The 14,107-nt window shown below is 54.1% G+C and carries 19 protein-coding genes; 10 read left to right on the plus strand and 9 right to left on the minus strand.

The annotated features are described in order from the left end of the window. The first annotated feature begins 7 nt into the window (after nucleotides 1–7). Nucleotides 8–1,000: an XdhC family protein gene (locus IEV29_RS06835; protein ID WP_188380462.1), complete on the plus strand. Its 993-nt coding sequence runs from the start codon at nucleotides 8–10 to the stop codon at nucleotides 998–1,000. A 50-nt stretch (nucleotides 1,001–1,050) separates the two neighbouring features. Then, the gene (locus tag IEV29_RS06840; protein WP_188380463.1) at nucleotides 1,051–1,383 is read left to right on the plus strand and encodes a hypothetical protein; all 333 of its coding nucleotides are present in this window, start codon (nucleotides 1,051–1,053) and stop codon (nucleotides 1,381–1,383) included. Nucleotides 1,384–1,465: 82 nt separating this feature from the next. Here the strand turns inward: IEV29_RS06840 and IEV29_RS06845 are convergent, their stop codons facing one another. Genes IEV29_RS06845 through IEV29_RS06855 form a run of 3 tightly spaced genes read right to left on the minus strand, consistent with a single transcriptional unit; the run spans nucleotide 1,466 to nucleotide 3,107 of the window. Beyond that, a complete protein-coding gene (locus IEV29_RS06845) occupies nucleotides 1,466–1,852 on the minus strand; it encodes a hypothetical protein (protein WP_188380464.1) in 387 nt (128 codons plus the stop codon). A gap of 18 nt (nucleotides 1,853–1,870) precedes the next feature. Next, nucleotides 1,871–2,479, minus strand: coding sequence for a helix-turn-helix domain-containing protein (locus IEV29_RS06850; RefSeq protein WP_188380465.1), 609 nt, complete (start codon nucleotides 2,477–2,479; stop codon nucleotides 1,871–1,873). Continuing rightward, nucleotides 2,457–3,107, minus strand: coding sequence for a DJ-1/PfpI family protein (locus IEV29_RS06855; protein ID WP_188380466.1), 651 nt, complete (start codon nucleotides 3,105–3,107; stop codon nucleotides 2,457–2,459). Before IEV29_RS06855 ends, IEV29_RS06850 begins: the two co-directional genes overlap by 23 nt. Before the next feature lie 242 nt (nucleotides 3,108–3,349). Here IEV29_RS06855 and IEV29_RS06860 point away from each other — a divergent pair, with 242 nt between their 5' ends. The 6 genes from IEV29_RS06860 to map all read left to right on the plus strand — a co-directional run bounded on the left by IEV29_RS06860 (nucleotide 3,350) and on the right by map (nucleotide 7,811). After that, nucleotides 3,350–4,663 carry an MFS transporter gene (locus IEV29_RS06860; RefSeq protein WP_188380467.1) on the plus strand — a complete coding sequence of 438 codons (1,314 nt, stop codon included), beginning with the start codon at nucleotides 3,350–3,352 and terminating at the stop codon, nucleotides 4,661–4,663. A 77-nt stretch (nucleotides 4,664–4,740) separates the two neighbouring features. Continuing rightward, nucleotides 4,741–5,136, plus strand: a complete 396-nt coding sequence (locus tag IEV29_RS06865) for a Rid family detoxifying hydrolase (protein ID WP_188380468.1) — start codon at nucleotides 4,741–4,743, stop codon at nucleotides 5,134–5,136. Nucleotides 5,137–5,138: 2 nt separating this feature from the next. After that, nucleotides 5,139–5,630, plus strand: coding sequence for an MOSC domain-containing protein (locus IEV29_RS06870; RefSeq protein ID WP_188380469.1), 492 nt, complete (start codon nucleotides 5,139–5,141; stop codon nucleotides 5,628–5,630). A gap of 12 nt (nucleotides 5,631–5,642) precedes the next feature. Continuing rightward, nucleotides 5,643–6,593, plus strand: coding sequence for a PDR/VanB family oxidoreductase (locus IEV29_RS06875; protein ID WP_188380470.1), 951 nt, complete (start codon nucleotides 5,643–5,645; stop codon nucleotides 6,591–6,593). A gap of 196 nt (nucleotides 6,594–6,789) precedes the next feature. Continuing rightward, nucleotides 6,790–7,017 (plus strand): ParD-like family protein, encoded by a 228-nt coding sequence (locus IEV29_RS06880; protein WP_188380471.1) that lies wholly within the window; start codon nucleotides 6,790–6,792, stop codon nucleotides 7,015–7,017. Then, nucleotides 7,017–7,811 carry a type I methionyl aminopeptidase gene (gene map, locus IEV29_RS06885; RefSeq protein ID WP_188380472.1) on the plus strand — a complete coding sequence of 265 codons (795 nt, stop codon included), beginning with the start codon at nucleotides 7,017–7,019 and terminating at the stop codon, nucleotides 7,809–7,811. Before IEV29_RS06880 ends, map begins: the two co-directional genes overlap by 1 nt. A 141-nt stretch (nucleotides 7,812–7,952) precedes the next feature. Here map and IEV29_RS06890 read toward each other — a convergent pair whose 3' ends face one another. Together IEV29_RS06890 and IEV29_RS06895 are read right to left on the minus strand one after the other, a co-directional pair. Further along, nucleotides 7,953–8,717: an SDR family oxidoreductase gene (locus IEV29_RS06890; RefSeq protein ID WP_188380473.1), complete on the minus strand. Its 765-nt coding sequence runs from the start codon at nucleotides 8,715–8,717 to the stop codon at nucleotides 7,953–7,955. A gap of 65 nt (nucleotides 8,718–8,782) precedes the next feature. Beyond that, complete coding sequence (locus IEV29_RS06895) at nucleotides 8,783–9,577, minus strand: SDR family NAD(P)-dependent oxidoreductase (protein ID WP_188380474.1); 795 nt, start codon at nucleotides 9,575–9,577, stop codon at nucleotides 8,783–8,785. 203 nt (nucleotides 9,578–9,780) lie between these two features. Between IEV29_RS06895 and IEV29_RS06900 the strand changes: the two genes are divergently transcribed. Together IEV29_RS06900 and IEV29_RS06905 are read left to right on the plus strand one after the other, a co-directional pair. Further along, nucleotides 9,781–10,740 (plus strand): GlxA family transcriptional regulator, encoded by a 960-nt coding sequence (locus IEV29_RS06900; protein WP_188380475.1) that lies wholly within the window; start codon nucleotides 9,781–9,783, stop codon nucleotides 10,738–10,740. A gap of 8 nt (nucleotides 10,741–10,748) precedes the next feature. After that, on the plus strand, nucleotides 10,749–10,898 hold the full coding sequence (locus IEV29_RS06905) for a hypothetical protein (RefSeq protein WP_188380476.1): 150 nt from the start codon (nucleotides 10,749–10,751) through the stop codon (nucleotides 10,896–10,898). Nucleotides 10,899–10,920: 22 nt separating this feature from the next. On the opposite strand, the gene IEV29_RS06910 is transcribed toward IEV29_RS06905, so the two are convergent. The 4 genes from IEV29_RS06910 to IEV29_RS06925 all read right to left on the minus strand — a co-directional run bounded on the left by IEV29_RS06910 (nucleotide 10,921) and on the right by IEV29_RS06925 (nucleotide 14,106). Next, nucleotides 10,921–11,628 carry an anti-sigma factor gene (locus IEV29_RS06910; RefSeq protein WP_188380477.1) on the minus strand — a complete coding sequence of 236 codons (708 nt, stop codon included), beginning with the start codon at nucleotides 11,626–11,628 and terminating at the stop codon, nucleotides 10,921–10,923. Continuing rightward, nucleotides 11,625–12,173 carry a sigma-70 family RNA polymerase sigma factor gene (locus IEV29_RS06915; protein ID WP_188380478.1) on the minus strand — a complete coding sequence of 183 codons (549 nt, stop codon included), beginning with the start codon at nucleotides 12,171–12,173 and terminating at the stop codon, nucleotides 11,625–11,627. Before IEV29_RS06915 ends, IEV29_RS06910 begins: the two co-directional genes overlap by 4 nt. A gap of 97 nt (nucleotides 12,174–12,270) precedes the next feature. Beyond that, the gene (locus IEV29_RS06920; protein ID WP_188380479.1) at nucleotides 12,271–12,825 is read right to left on the minus strand and encodes a DUF3455 domain-containing protein; all 555 of its coding nucleotides are present in this window, start codon (nucleotides 12,823–12,825) and stop codon (nucleotides 12,271–12,273) included. 381 nt (nucleotides 12,826–13,206) lie between these two features. After that, nucleotides 13,207–14,106 carry a LysR family transcriptional regulator gene (locus IEV29_RS06925; protein ID WP_188380480.1) on the minus strand — a complete coding sequence of 300 codons (900 nt, stop codon included), beginning with the start codon at nucleotides 14,104–14,106 and terminating at the stop codon, nucleotides 13,207–13,209. Nucleotide 14,107: the final 1 nt, after the last annotated feature.

Consider the following 14,107-nt stretch of genomic DNA (forward strand, 5'->3'; position numbering starts at 1 on the left):
GGCCATCATGGATAGCATCGATATCGCCGTGTTACGCACATTGCGGGATTGGCGCACCGCAGGCCGACAGGCCATGCTGGCTACCGTGACCAAAACCTGGGGCTCATCGCCCCGGCCTGTCGGTGCCATGATGGCACTGTGCGAGGATGGACTGGTCAGTGGTTCGGTATCCGGCGGCTGCATCGAGGATGATCTGATCCTGCGCTATGCATCGCCTGACAGTTTGAAATCGAACGTCGGTACACGCTTGGTTCGTTATGGCATTGATGCAGAAGAAGCGCATCGCTTTGGCCTACCCTGTGGCGGCACATTGGGGCTGCTGCTGGAGTTCAATCCAGATGCTGCATCGCTCGATCAGCTCGTGCAAGAACTCGATACCGGCAATCTGATGCAACGGACCATCAACAGCGATGGCCACGTGACACTACAAAAAGTGAGTGCCATCGCGCCATTGTCATTCGATGGTCAACGCCTCACCGTCAGCTTCGGGCCACAATACCGCATGCTGTTGATCGGCGCCGGACCACTTGCAGCCTATCTGTCCACCATGGCACTGTTTAACGGTTTTGTCGTGACTGTATGTGATCCACGCGTCGAACAACTGGATGCATTCAGTGTTGTCGGTATCCGGAAAACATCGGAAATGCCGGACGATGCTGTGGTCCACTTCGGTCCGGACAAGAACAGTTGCATCGTCGCATTGAGTCACGATCCCAAGCTCGATGACTTGGCGCTTCTGGAGGCTTTGCACAGTCAGGCTTTTTATATCGGCGCAATTGGGTCACGACGCAGTAGCAGCAACCGGCGTGAACGGATGATGACACACTTTGCCGAAACAGAAACTTCACTGCAACGTCTGCACAGCCCGGTCGGCATCTACATCGGTAGCAAGACACCGGCCGAAATTGCGGTCAGCATCATGGCCGAAATCATCGCATTCAAGAATGGTGTGCAGCCCTTACATCCGGCAATCCGTCCGGAAATACTTGCCACGGCATGAGTCCAGTCTGAAAGTCACCCCAAGTTCATTTCAGCACGAGGGAGAAGGACATGCATGCTGATGATTACCTGACACTCGTTGCAGAGTTCGACGCCCTCTGGAGCAAGAACGGATCGGATGCGACCCGCACCCGCATGGACGAACTAGTGCAGTTGATCCGCGCTTTTGAAAGCAGGACTGGCGAGGCAGAGGTACTGGCGCAGTTACACCAGGAAAAAACGAGCCATCAGGCTCGTTTTTTATTGTCATCAATGATGATGGTCGTGATGGTGATCATGCGGGTCGATACCAGCCGCAAGCTGAATTTGCTCTTGCTTCACGCCGTCATGATAGAACGAGAGAAAAACAATGCGCAGCCATGCAATCACAATGCGGAACGATAGCAATGTTGGAAAAAAACAAGCGTCGCTATGGCATCAACCGTGGTACGAATCGCTCACGCGACAACGCTATGCGATGTCAGCATTATTGCACTGGCTGGATCGGGCGATCCCAGTTGAAATTACACCAGGCACGGTTAACAAAATGTTGCTTGCCATCCAGGCAGTATTCAGGATTGCCGCCCATGATCACTGTCTTGCCGCCTTCGTCCACCTTGCACCGCCAGGTATCAGACGCAGGTTGCTCGTTGGAGCACATTGGCAACTTCGATTCAAATCGCGCGGTAAACCAGTAAATCAAGACAGGGGACAGCAAGAGCATCAAAACAATCACCCCTAGAATGACCGTTTGAAAAATGCGCGACATCAACTCAAAGCTGGATGGCGTTGTTTTATCCGCGTGCTCGTTCGCCTTTTCAGAACTCATGACTACCTTGCTTTCTTCAACACAAAACCTGCGATTGTAGAGCATTCGGCAAGGCAGCTTACATTACGCACGATAGATCACCACCAGTACACGTGACTCGCCGCTCAGGCTGCGGCCGCGATGTGGCGTGCGTGAATCAAAGTAGACGCTATCGCCCGGCGCAAGAATCCAGGTGATGGCTTTGCCGTCAATCACGGCCTCGAACTCAACCTCGCCTTCCAGCACAAAAAAGAACTCCTCGCCTTCATGCTCGAAACGGACGTCGCGTTCGATCTTGGATGGGAACACCATGATGAATGGTTCCATCTTCTTGTCACGTCGCTTGTTGGCCAGCGCGGCGTAATCATAACCAAATGAAGAGGCGCCTTTGATCACTGACTCGCGCTGCCATGAGCGCACCACGCAGACCGGCGAATCTTCATCTTCCACATCCGGTTCCAGCAGCTCGGTCAGATCTGTCTGCAATACCTTGCAAATCTTGACCAATGTCCCGATCGGTGGAATCACCTTGGCATTTTCTATCTTTGACAGATAGCCTTTGGTAAATCCTGTCTGCGTCGCGAGCTGATCCTGTGTGAATCCGCGCGCAATCCGGAGCCTGGAGATGCGTATTCCCAGTTGCAGTTCAATATTTGACGCGTCTTCTTCTTTATCCGAAATCTTGCCTGTCATTCTGATCTTTTTGAATAATGGGTGGCAGTGCATGCGCGTTGGCATCGCGTGCAACAGTGTACTCCATGATACGCGCCGTCTCGGCAGCCGTTTCCGCACCAAAGAGCTTTTCCAGCAGATGCAGGGTCGTATCAATGCACAGCGTCACGCCACCGCCGGTAATCACGCTGCCGTTATCGATGATCGATCCCGGCCGCACATCGATCGCGGCATAGGTTTCCTGCATTCTCTTTATAGGCGGATATTCCGGCTCAACCACTTCCTTCTTGGTCGTGGCAATCTTTCCATCCAGCACACCGCTCGCAGCAAGAATCATGGCTCCCGTACACACCGAGCTCATGATGGTCGAAGACGCACGCTCCCGAAGAAATCGGAGCGTCGCCTGATCTTCTGCCTGTTTCATCCATCCCGGCCCGCCCGTCACAATCAGGACATCCAGCTTTGGTGCATCGGCAATCCCGTAGTCCGCTTGCACCATCAACCCATTTGAGAACGCGATTACGCCACGATTTGGTGCAATGGTGCAGATACGGATGGCGGGCTGAATCCGTCGGGCCATTGACAACACGCCATAGGTCGCCAGGTCAACCGGCTCCACACCTTCATAGATAAATACGCCAAAAAGCATGCCATTTTTCCTTTCTTCATTAAGCCAAATTTCATGAAACATTATGCATCAAAGTTTCATGGCATGAAACATGCTGCATACAAGGTTGTCGACAAACATTTGTTTTATCTAGTGAATACGATGCACCGGAAAGATGCGATGTTGAATTATGTTCACTTTTGCATGCTTTTAGTTTCCTAGTATGATTACATATCCATGTCGGCTCAAAGGTATCCCTTCACTTGTTTTTTAAGGAAATGAGCATGGCATCTCACGCAACTGCAGTTGCCGGTAGCCCACCTACCGATAAGCAACGAATTCGCTCGGTGGTTTTTGCAAGTTCGATCGGCACCATCATCGAGTGGTATGACTTTCTGATTTACGGCATGGCGGCAGCCTTGGTATTTAACAAACTGTTCTTCCCCAATATCGATCCGCTTGTCGGCACACTGGCTGCCCTGGGCAGCTATGCAGTGGGCTTTCTGGCGCGACCGCTGGGTGGTGCCATCTTTGGTCACTATGGCGATCGCATCGGGCGCAAATCGATTCTGATGATTACGCTGGCGATGATGGGGCTGGGCACCTTCCTGATCGGTTGTCTGCCGACCTACCAGCAGATTGGCATCTGGGCGCCGATCATGCTGATCGTTCTGCGCATCATTCAGGGCATCGGCCTGGGCGGTGAATGGGGCGGCGCTGCCGTCATGGTGCTCGAACACTCACCTAAGAATCGTCGCGGCTTTTACGGCAGCCTGGTACAGGTCGGCTTTCCGCTGGGGCTGGTGATTGCCACACTGGTGTTCTCCTTTGTTTCCAAGTTACCGGAAGAAGACATTCTGAGCTGGGGCTGGCGCGTACCGTTTCTGATCAGTGCAGTGCTGATCATCATCGGCGTGTTCATCCGCAAGAATGTGGAAGAGTCGCCAGTTTTTGAAGACATGAAGGCACGCCAGAATCTCGCAAAGACGCCGGTTCTGGATGTGATCTTCAAACATCCAAAAACCTTTCTGGTTGCCATCGGCCTGAAGATTTCGGAAGTGTCGTGGGTCTATATGCTCACCGTCTTCATGGTGGTGTATGCGACCACCAATCTGGGATTGCCCAAGTCGCTGATCCTTGATGCGATCCTGATTGCCGCCGTCGTTGAAATTGTGACGATCCCGCTGTTCGGCTATCTGTCGGATGTGATCGGTCGTCGTCCGATGTACTTCATCGGCGCGCTGTTCACGATTGCTTTTGCCTTCCCGTTGTTCTGGTTCATGGAAATGCGGACAAACGAAGCAATCATCCTGACCGTGGTCTTTGCCATGAGTATGGGACACGGTTTGATGTTCGCACCGGAAGCCACCTACTTCCCTGAACTGTTTGGCGCCAACGTCCGTTACAGCGGTGCGTCGTTCGGCTTCCAGGTTGCCGCAGCGATCGGTGGCGGCCTGAGCCCGATCATCGCCACGGCCCTGGCTGGTTACTTTGGCGGCACAACCGGCGTTTCCATCATGTTGATTCTGTTGGCGCTGATCACGCTGATCGCAGCCTTCTATGCGCGCGAAACCAAGAACGAGGCATTAATGAACTAGCTTTGCCGAGTCGTGAGTAGGACCGTTCTTTTGCTCATGCTCACGACTCATTTTTCACTACTTTGAATGGAATGAAGATGACAAACAAAACGACGATTGCAACCCCGGATGCACCACCAGCCGCAGGCCCTTATGCACAAGGCACGGTCGCACTTGGATTTGCATTCTGCTCCGGCCAACTGCCTATCGATCCCAAAACAGGCGAGGTGCCGGAAGGCGTCGAAGCACAGACCCATCAATCGCTTTCGAATGTCGCCGCCGTTCTGGCAGCAGCCGGTGCAGGCATGGAAGACGTATTGAAAACCACCGTTTTTCTCAAGAACATGAGCGACTTCCCGGTGATGAACGCAATTTACGCAAGTTACTTTCCGGGCGAACCGCCTGCACGTTCCACCATCGAAGTCGCACGGCTGCCCAAAGACGTCCTGGTCGAAGTCGAGGCCATCGCCATCGCCGGCAAAAAAGGAGGCTGAGCATGATCCAATGGTCTGGCGGCAAACTGCTGCACATTCATATTGCACCGTCCGCTTCCTACGAGATGGAAGAACTGCAACAGGCAGAACTGATCGCGGGTCGCGGTATCGTGGGTGATCGCTACTTCAACGGCACGGGTACCTACTCACCCAAACCGGATATCCGTGAAGTCACCCTGTTTGACATCGATGTACTCGATGCACTGGAACGCAATGATCCGCCACTGCAAAGTGCGCCGATCAAGCTGACACCTGCCGAACATCGTCGCAATCTGACCGTACAAGGCGTACCACTCAATCATCTGGTGGGCAAACGCTTCAAGGTCGGTGACGTGATCCTCAAAGGCGGACGCCTGAACTTCCCGTGCAAATACCTTGAAGAGCTACTCGGCATGCCGCTGTATCTGCCGCTTTACAACCGCTCGGGACTGAACTGCTCAATCGAAGTCGGCGGCATCATCAAGCCCGGCGCAAAGATTGAACCGATTGATTAAAGGTGTTTGGCAATGACTGCTCGCATTATCATGAAACTCGTCGTGACCGATATCGTGCAAGACACGCCTTCGGTCAAGATCTTTACCCTGAAACATCCCTTGCGCCCGGAACTGCCGGCACAATCCGCCGGCGCGCATGTCGATGTCCGACTGCCGGATGGCAAGATCCGTCAGTACTCGTTATGCAGCGATCCCGACGATAACTCGGTCTATAAAATTGCCGTTCGCAAGGAAGACAATGGTCGCGGCGGATCACGCTGGCTGCACGACAATGTGGAGCTCGGCACGATTCTGCATGTGACGGCACCCCGTAACAACTTCCCCTTGGATGCCAAAGCCAGGCGTAACATTTTTATCGCTGGCGGCATCGGCATTACCCCGTTCATCTCACTGGTGTTTGCATCGAGAAAACTCGGCATTCCGTTCGAGCTCAATTACTGCTTCCGCTCACCTGCCGATGCGCCAACACTGCGCATCCTGCAGGAAATCTGCACCCCACAGGAACTGCGGCTCTGGACCAGTGAAGGCGAAGTCTGCAACCGCTACAGCGTCGAAAGCATTGGTGCGCCTGTCGAAGGCACACACGTGTATTGCTGTGGCCCCAATGCCCTGGTGGAAGCCGTCCGCAACAAGACACAAGACTGGCCGGAAGAACAGATTCATTTTGAAGTCTTTGCTGCCACACTGGACGAAAACTTCAAACCGGAACCATTCGACATCAAGATCGCGTCGACCGGCAAAGTCATTCGTGTCGCAGCCAACCAGTCCGCACTTGATGCGCTGCAAGAGAACGGCTTCAACATCGCGTCATCCTGTGCATTGGGCGTATGTGGTTCCTGTGAATGCGGTTACTCGGATGGCGTCGTGATTCATCGCGATTCGGTTTTGAGCGTATCGGCAAGACAGGACAAGATGATGCCTTGCGTATCACGCGCACGCGTTGCAGTGACCTTGAATCTTTAAGAAGATAGCGACTTTAAAAAGCCGGTCATCAGCGCCGGCTTTTTTTATTGGGCCTTAGCACGCAAACCGATTCGATACCCTCCTACGCTTCGCCACCAAGCACGAATCGCTCTTACACCTTCAAGCATTTCGATGTGCGTACTTCCCAATCCTGTTAATATACGTTTCATATACGTTTCATATAAACAGGCAAAACATGGGAATCGTCAAAATCACCGAGCAGATGCATGCCAATCTGCGCATCACCAGCGGCGCAATGAGCCGCTCCATCAACTCGCAGGCCGAGCATTGGCTGCGTGTCGGCATGATGGCCGAGCTCAATCCGGAGCTTTGCTATAGCGAAATCTGTCAGAAGCTGATCGAGGCAGAACAGCAGAGCGGCACAATGCCGCACGACACCACGCTCTCACTGGTGAGAGCCTGATGCCGTCGCAGATCATCCTTAAATCCGCTGCCGATATCGCCATGCTGCGCAAGTCCGCTGCATTGGCTGCCGATGTCTTGCGCATGATTGGCGAACATGTGCGTCCCGGCGTCACGACCAATCAACTGGATCAACTCTGTCACGATTACATCGTCAATGAGCTGGATTCCGTGCCGATCAACATTGGCTACAACGGTTTTCCCAAGACAATCTGCACCTCGGTCAATCACGTGATCTGTCACGGCATTCCTTCCGACAAACCGTTGAAGGATGGCGACATCATCAATATTGATGTCGCGTTGACCAAGGATGGCTGGCATGGCGATACCAGCCGCATGTATTTCGTCGGCAAACCCAGCATTCTGGCCAAGCGACTCGTTACGACAACCTATGAAGCGATGCGCGCCGGCATTCTGGCGGTCAAACCCGGCGCAACCCTGGGCGACATTGGTTACGCCATCCAGTCGGTCGCCCACAAGGAAGGCTTCAGCATCGTGCGCGAATACTGCGGACACGGCATCGGTCGGATCTATCACGAAGACCTGCAGATTCTGCACTATGGTCGTCCCGGTGAAGGGATCAAGCTGCAACCTGGCATGGTCTTTACGATTGAGCCGATGGTCAATGCGGGCAAACGCCATTCCAAAGAATTGGCCGATGGCTGGACTGTCGTCACCAAGGACCATTCCCTATCCGCACAATGGGAACACATGGTTGCGGTGACCGAGACCGGATTTGAAGTGTTGACGCAATGGCCGGATGGTGTTGGCGAGTATTCGCCGATTGTTGCTTGATGTGCTTTATCGTTGCATGGCAAAACTGCGTGCAACCAACTTAAAAAACAAGGGCAACGATAAAAGTTGCCCTTGTTTTTTGATGACCGCGAATTCATAAGAAACTACATGCTGCCGACACACGCGAGGTGTGCGTAGTGTTCAATGACCGGTTGGAATCGGATTGTCGATAATCGACTGGTTGAATGCATTGACCAGTGCATGCTCGCCCGAACCCGGATTGTCACGCAGCGCCTGAATCGCATCCACATAGACTTCATCACGGCCACTTGCCAGGCCTTTCATCGTATCTGCGACAAAATCGGCCAGTGGCATCGCACGTGGATCACCACTTTTGTGGATCAGATCGGTATCAACCCACGGTGGTGCAATCTCGATCACGCGCACACCACTGTCACGCAGCGTGAAGCGTTGAGTCAGCGCATAGGAATGCATGGCAGCTTTCGTTGCCGAGTAGACCGCGTTGGTCGCCAATGGCAGGAAGGCGAGCACCGATGAATTATGAATAACGACGGCATCCTGTTGCTGCTTCAGATGCGGCAGCAATGCCGACGTCAGCCGAACCGGACCAAGGAAGTTGGTCGCAACGGTAGCCAGAATGCTTTCCTCATCCTGTTCGCCCGCCGCATTATCGAAAGGCATGATGCCGGCGTTATTGAACACCACATTCAGTTGCGGAAAATCTTCGATGAGTTTGCGAGCCACCGACTTGATCGAATCCGGATTCTGGATATCCAGTTCGATACCAACCATGCCGGGATTTGCCTTCGTTACCTCGTCCAGTAAAGCCTTCCGGCGGCCACTGATAATGACCTGATTGCCAAGCTTGTGGAACTGTTCTGCGATCGCACGACCGATACCCGAGGTGCCGCCAGTAATGAAGATGGTGTTTTGCGAGAGTTTCATGATGAAGCCTTTCAATAATAAAAAGAAGAAAAGTAAAAGTTGACGCTATCGGCGTGATGACATCATCAGGCTGCCGGACGTGGCAGATAGCGTGGGCCCGGTACGTGATGTCCGAATTGCTGCGACAACTGTTTGCGCATCGCTTCATAGGCATCCCAGGCACTGCCATCCTGCAGCGGCGGAATCGTCACGACTTCACCTGCGGCAAGGCCGGCAAGCGCAGCGTCCACCATGTCTTCCGTACGCATGACGATTTCGTTTGGCAGGTTGTCATGCGACAGTCCGGCGGTATCCCAGAAATCCGTCGCGGTTGCGCCCGGCAATACCGCTTGTACGCGGATGCCTTTATCGCTGAGTTCATGCTGCAGCGATTGCGTCAATGCCAGGACATAGGCTTTGGTTCCGCCATAGACCCCATTGAGAATTTCGGGGCCGACGGCAACGATGGAGGCAATATTGATCAGCGTGCCACTGCCCTGTTTGATAAAAGCAGGCACCGCTGCATAAGTCAGCCGCGTCAAGGCAGTCACATTGATGTCGATCATCTCGACCATGGTTGCGATATCGCTGTTGACCAGTGGCGCCACTGCGCCGAAGCCGGCGTTATTGACGAGTACATCGATGCCTCCCGCTGCCAGCAGCGCCTCGACCTTGGCGGATTCCTGCGGCTGGGACAGGTCTGCCTTGACCAGTTTGATCTTGCGGCCGGTCGCCGTATTGATGCGTTGCGCCACGGCTTCCAGACGTTTCCAGTTACGTGCAACCAGAATCAGGTCGTAGCCCTGACGTGCCAGACGATCTGCGTAGACGGCGCCGATACCGGAAGAAGCGCCTGTGATGAGTGCGGTTTTGGTGGTCATGTGAGAACTCGCTGATGTGTTGTTGAGGAGTTCTCATTGTGCATAAAACACAAATAGCCTTTATGTCATAAATAACGCAATTTAGGACATAAGTAAGAATGTAGATTTTTTTCATCCCCTACTAATTATCGTAAAAATACAGAAACAAACAATTATCCATAAATGTCTTAAAATGCGATATTCATCATTTAATACATTCCATCATGAACAAGCGCATTGGTCTGGTTGTTTATCCCGGCTTTCAGGTGCTGGATCTGGCGGCGCTAACGGTGTTCGAGTTTGCCAATACGCTGCAGCAAGAAATCGTTTATGAATTTGCCGCCCTGTCGCTGGAAGGCGGCGCGATCAAAAGCTCGACTGGTGTCGTCATCCAGAGTGACGCGATTGGCTGGGGTGCTTATGACACGCTGATGATTGCAGGGGCGACTGCCCTGCCGCCCGCACTACCGGAACTGGAAGCCAAATTGAAAGAAGCGGCAAGTGCCACACGTCGCATTGCCAGTATCTGCACCGGTGCATTTATCCTTGCAAAGACAGGACTGCTGGATGGCAAGCGCGCAACCACACACTGGCACTTCGGTCGCCACCTTCAGGACCAACATCCGGACGTGACCGTCGATGAAGACAAGATTTTCGTCAAGGATGGGGATATCTGGTCGTCTGCCGGCGTATCTGCCTGCATCGATCTGTCGCTGGCGCTGGTAGAAGCTGATTTGGGCGTCGACGTCGCCAAGACCATTGCGCGCCTGATGGTGGTTTATCACCGGCGCACCGGCGGTCAATCGCAATTTTCTGCGCTGGCCGATCTGGAGCCCAACTCGGATCGCGTCAAGGATGCCCTGCGCTTTGCCAAAGAAAATCTGCACAAGGATTTAAGCGTGGAAGATCTGGCAGAACATGTGCACTGGAGTCCGCGACATTTCAGCCGTGTTTTCCAGATGCAGACCGGCATGGCACCGGCCAAGGCCATTGAAAAGTTGCGTATCGAAGCTGCACAGACCCTGATCGAACAAGGTCATTCCTCGATTGGTCGCATCGCCGCAATGGCAGGATTTGGCGATGAGGAGCGCATGCGCCGTGCCTTTCTGCGCACCTTGGGGCAACCGCCCAAAGCCTTCATCCATCAGGTTAAATCACGCAACGACAATGTCTATCTGAACTGACTGTCGCCATGTTGCGACAACTCCGTTCTGCCGGTCATGTGACGCATGTTCCGTTGATGAAGACACGCGGCCACAACCACCAGACAGAGCATGCATGGGCGGATCGGCAAACCCGCCTCACGCAAACAGGCAGTGACGATACACTGCCGTCTGCCTGAACATCAAGGCTACGCGCACATCTTACGAAGTAACTTTGACTGCACGCCCGATATACAGAATCGGCCCGGTCGGTCTGCCGATTGGCGATCCATTCTCCGGCTCCAGCGTGATTTCGAATAGCTGATTGGACTGCAGTGGTGGCAGATGATCGAGCGCAAACGATGCTTTTTGTCCCGGCTGCACCAGACCAAGCGACACAGGGGCATTCCAGCTATCGCCCTTGGTCCAGAACTGCAGCGATTTCTGTGCAGGTACGTTATCGCTAGCCAGTGGCGTCAAGGTAATGCGCTTATCCATCTTGGCCTGAATCACATAACCCGGCTGCTGGCCTTGCGGCGGCACTAGCACGACCATGTAACTTGGCGCTTCCCCGGCCGGCCGCATGACGAGTAAGCCGCACAGCAACGCCGCTGTCACGAATCCGCCAGCCGTCAAACCACGCCACAAGCGCAAGTCATTCCACCAGCGATGCCAGCGCGATGCAGTACGCACCGCCGGTTCGATACTGCGCAGAATCCGCGACCATAGATCCGATGGCAATGCCTGTTCTTCGGGAATGGTATTCAATGGCGCCAGCCGTGCTTCCCATGCCAGCACGGCGGCCCGCAACGCGGTGTCGTGTGCAAGACGCGCTTCGACTGCACGGCGTTGTGTGGCATCCAGGGTACCGAGCACATACTCGCCAGCCAGCGCTTGCAGATCGTCAGGTGTTTCGTTTGCAGTGTTCATCCCATGCACTCCCGCAGTGCTGTCAGCCCGCGTCGAATCCATGCCTTGACCGTACCAACCGGTGAATTGAGCCGTTCCGCGATTTCGCGATGACTACAACCATCCACGTAGGCATATAACAGGCTGTTGCGACGCGGCAGATCCAGCGCCGATAAACAGTCATGCAATCGACCAAGATCATGCTTGAGCTCAAACGCATCGGACAAATGATCCAGTTGGGCAGCATCCATGGATTCCAGTGCTTCCTCATCCACTTGGGTTTCGCGCTCGCGATTTCGCACGACATTCAGCGCCTGATAACGGACGACGCTATATACCCAGCCACGTCCCTCGCCGCTATTGACATCGAAGGTGTGCGCCTTGCGCCAGATATTGACGAAGGCATCGTGCAACACGTCCTCCGCCAATTGCCGTTCACGCACAATGCGCAAGGCAACACCCAAGAGGCGTTTTCCATCCTGCAGATAAATCATTTGCAGGGCTTGCTGATCACCGCGTGCGCAAGCACGCAGAGCCGCGTCGTAATCGAAAGAATCGGTAGTCAATAGCGTCCCGCCAGATGTTGACAATATTGCGACCGATTATAGCCTCGGCTTTCCATCACCCGTCCAAATTTGCGACGGGTAATGGATGGATCGTTGCTTACGAGGCTTTCCAGAAGATGTAGTCAGCCTGGTAGTTGACGGTTTCCTTGGCGCCGACCTTACCTGCATTGCAGACGGACGAAGGTGCCACACCACCTTTGGTCGCAACGCGCTGAATGTAGGTCACACCGGTCATTGCGCCCGATCCCATGGCAGGATTGGCTTTGACGAGCTGATAGGGGATATTGCCCGCGCCGGCTGGTGCAACGGCCACTTGCGTTGCCGTCAGCTTGGAACCATCATTGCTTTCCCATGTTGCTGGTGGACCGTAGTACTTGCCGACCGACTTGCCGCTGCGGCTTGCAAGACCGGCATCCGGGCCACCGAACACCCATTCAAACTGGCCGGCAGCATCTTTCTTCGCCTTGCATTCGTACCAGATCGTGCCTTTGCCCACGGTTTCCATCGACACCTTGTTACCAGCCGGAACTTGCACGGCGGTCGGCAGGCTATCCTGGGAAAAAGTCGGCATTGCAGATTTTTGCTCCATGCTGGAGCAGGCGGAAAGAGCAACAACGGCAGACATCAGCGCAACGGTGTGGATCGTTTTCATGGCGTTTTCCTTATGTAGTTAATGAGAATCAACGGGCCTGAGCCTGCTGATACCTGTACTACACACGGGATGCACGTTTGGATGCACGATTGCCAATTATTTTTTTGATAGCGCGTGAAATTTGAACAAATCACGGTTTTTTAGGGATGTCGGAAGCGCTGACTATGCAGGACAGGCTGATCAGGTCGCGCGGAACGCGCTGCCACATCGCGGCTATTCGTTTACCGCAGACAAAAAAATAGCGGCCGTTAGGCGACCGCCGAGAGACTGCACATATAGATAGTTATCGATGCGAGAGTCTATTGATGTATGGCACATCCAACCATCCCATGAATAAGGTATTGACGTCCAAAACCCTGGCAATGTGACCAATACGCAACGTCATGAATGCCGCTCCTGAGGAGACTGACGCGCCAGCTCGATGAAGGATGCCAGGTATTCCACCTCGATGTCCGCTTCTCGCATGCCGAGATGAATCTGTTTGGCGATCCCTGACTTGCCCAGACGCACGGCAGTCACGGCCATCCGTTCAGCATACTCCTCTGCCAACCAGCGTGGCAGCGCCGCGACGCCGCGACCGCTCTCGACCATCTGCAGCATGATGTCCGTGGTTTCCATCGTTTTGTGACGCGCGGGCGCGATACCGGCAGGCATCAGAAACTGCGTGTAGACATCCAGACGATCCACGGCAACCGGATACGTGATCAGGACTTCATCGCTGAGCTGCGCAGGTTTGACATAGGGTTCACCAGCCAGCGGATGATCACGTGCGACGACCAGCACCTGTTCGTAATCAAACACCGGGATGAACTTCAGGCCAGGCTTGTTCAACGGATCCGGCGTGACGAGCAAATCAATCTCATAGCCAAATAACGCGCCGATCCCGCCGAACTGGAATTTCTGTTTGACATCCACATCCACGTCCGGCCAATGCGCAAGATAAGGTGACACCACCTTGAGCAGCCACTGATAGCAAGGATGGCATTCCATGCCGATACGCAGCGTACCGCGCTCGCCGGCCGCGTACTGCTTCATCCGCTCTTCTGCCAACACGAATTGCGGTAGCAGGCGATTGGCCAGCACCAGCAAGGATTGGCCGGCTTGCGTCAGACGCAGGCTCTTGCCTTCGCGTATCCAGATATCCGTGCCCATTTGCTGTTCCAGCTTCTTGATGGCATGGCTCAGAGCAGATTGGGTCAGATGCAGCGATTGTGCCGCAGCGGTCAACGAACCGAGCTTGTTGACTTCATGAATGATCGTGAGGTGGCTTCTTTCCAGCATG

Origin of the sequence: Oxalicibacterium faecigallinarum (genome assembly GCF_014635705.1) — a bacterium.
Taxonomy (GTDB): domain Bacteria; phylum Pseudomonadota; class Gammaproteobacteria; order Burkholderiales; family Burkholderiaceae_D; genus Oxalicibacterium; species Oxalicibacterium faecigallinarum.

Bases quoted from the DNA above. Each gene is read 5' to 3' on its own strand.
- IEV29_RS06835 (WP_188380462.1), top strand. From the start codon at position 8: ATGGATAGCATCGATATCGCCGTGTTACGCACATTGCGGGATTGGCGC.
- IEV29_RS06840 (WP_188380463.1), top strand. From the start codon at position 1,051: ATGCATGCTGATGATTACCTGACACTCGTTGCAGAGTTCGACGCCCTC.
- IEV29_RS06845 (WP_188380464.1), bottom strand. From the start codon at position 1,852: ATGCTCTACAATCGCAGGTTTTGTGTTGAAGAAAGCAAGGTAGTCATG.
- IEV29_RS06850 (WP_188380465.1), bottom strand. From the start codon at position 2,479: ATGACAGGCAAGATTTCGGATAAAGAAGAAGACGCGTCAAATATTGAA.
- IEV29_RS06855 (WP_188380466.1), bottom strand. From the start codon at position 3,107: ATGCTTTTTGGCGTATTTATCTATGAAGGTGTGGAGCCGGTTGACCTG.
- IEV29_RS06860 (WP_188380467.1), top strand. From the start codon at position 3,350: ATGGCATCTCACGCAACTGCAGTTGCCGGTAGCCCACCTACCGATAAG.
- IEV29_RS06865 (WP_188380468.1), top strand. From the start codon at position 4,741: ATGACAAACAAAACGACGATTGCAACCCCGGATGCACCACCAGCCGCA.
- IEV29_RS06870 (WP_188380469.1), top strand. From the start codon at position 5,139: ATGATCCAATGGTCTGGCGGCAAACTGCTGCACATTCATATTGCACCG.
- IEV29_RS06875 (WP_188380470.1), top strand. From the start codon at position 5,643: ATGACTGCTCGCATTATCATGAAACTCGTCGTGACCGATATCGTGCAA.
- IEV29_RS06880 (WP_188380471.1), top strand. From the start codon at position 6,790: ATGGGAATCGTCAAAATCACCGAGCAGATGCATGCCAATCTGCGCATC.
- map (WP_188380472.1), top strand. From the start codon at position 7,017: ATGCCGTCGCAGATCATCCTTAAATCCGCTGCCGATATCGCCATGCTG.
- IEV29_RS06890 (WP_188380473.1), bottom strand. From the start codon at position 8,717: ATGAAACTCTCGCAAAACACCATCTTCATTACTGGCGGCACCTCGGGT.
- IEV29_RS06895 (WP_188380474.1), bottom strand. From the start codon at position 9,577: ATGACCACCAAAACCGCACTCATCACAGGCGCTTCTTCCGGTATCGGC.
- IEV29_RS06900 (WP_188380475.1), top strand. From the start codon at position 9,781: ATGAACAAGCGCATTGGTCTGGTTGTTTATCCCGGCTTTCAGGTGCTG.
- IEV29_RS06905 (WP_188380476.1), top strand. From the start codon at position 10,749: ATGTTGCGACAACTCCGTTCTGCCGGTCATGTGACGCATGTTCCGTTG.
- IEV29_RS06910 (WP_188380477.1), bottom strand. From the start codon at position 11,628: ATGAACACTGCAAACGAAACACCTGACGATCTGCAAGCGCTGGCTGGC.
- IEV29_RS06920 (WP_188380479.1), bottom strand. From the start codon at position 12,825: ATGAAAACGATCCACACCGTTGCGCTGATGTCTGCCGTTGTTGCTCTT.
- IEV29_RS06925 (WP_188380480.1), bottom strand. From the start codon at position 14,106: ATGCTGGAAAGAAGCCACCTCACGATCATTCATGAAGTCAACAAGCTC.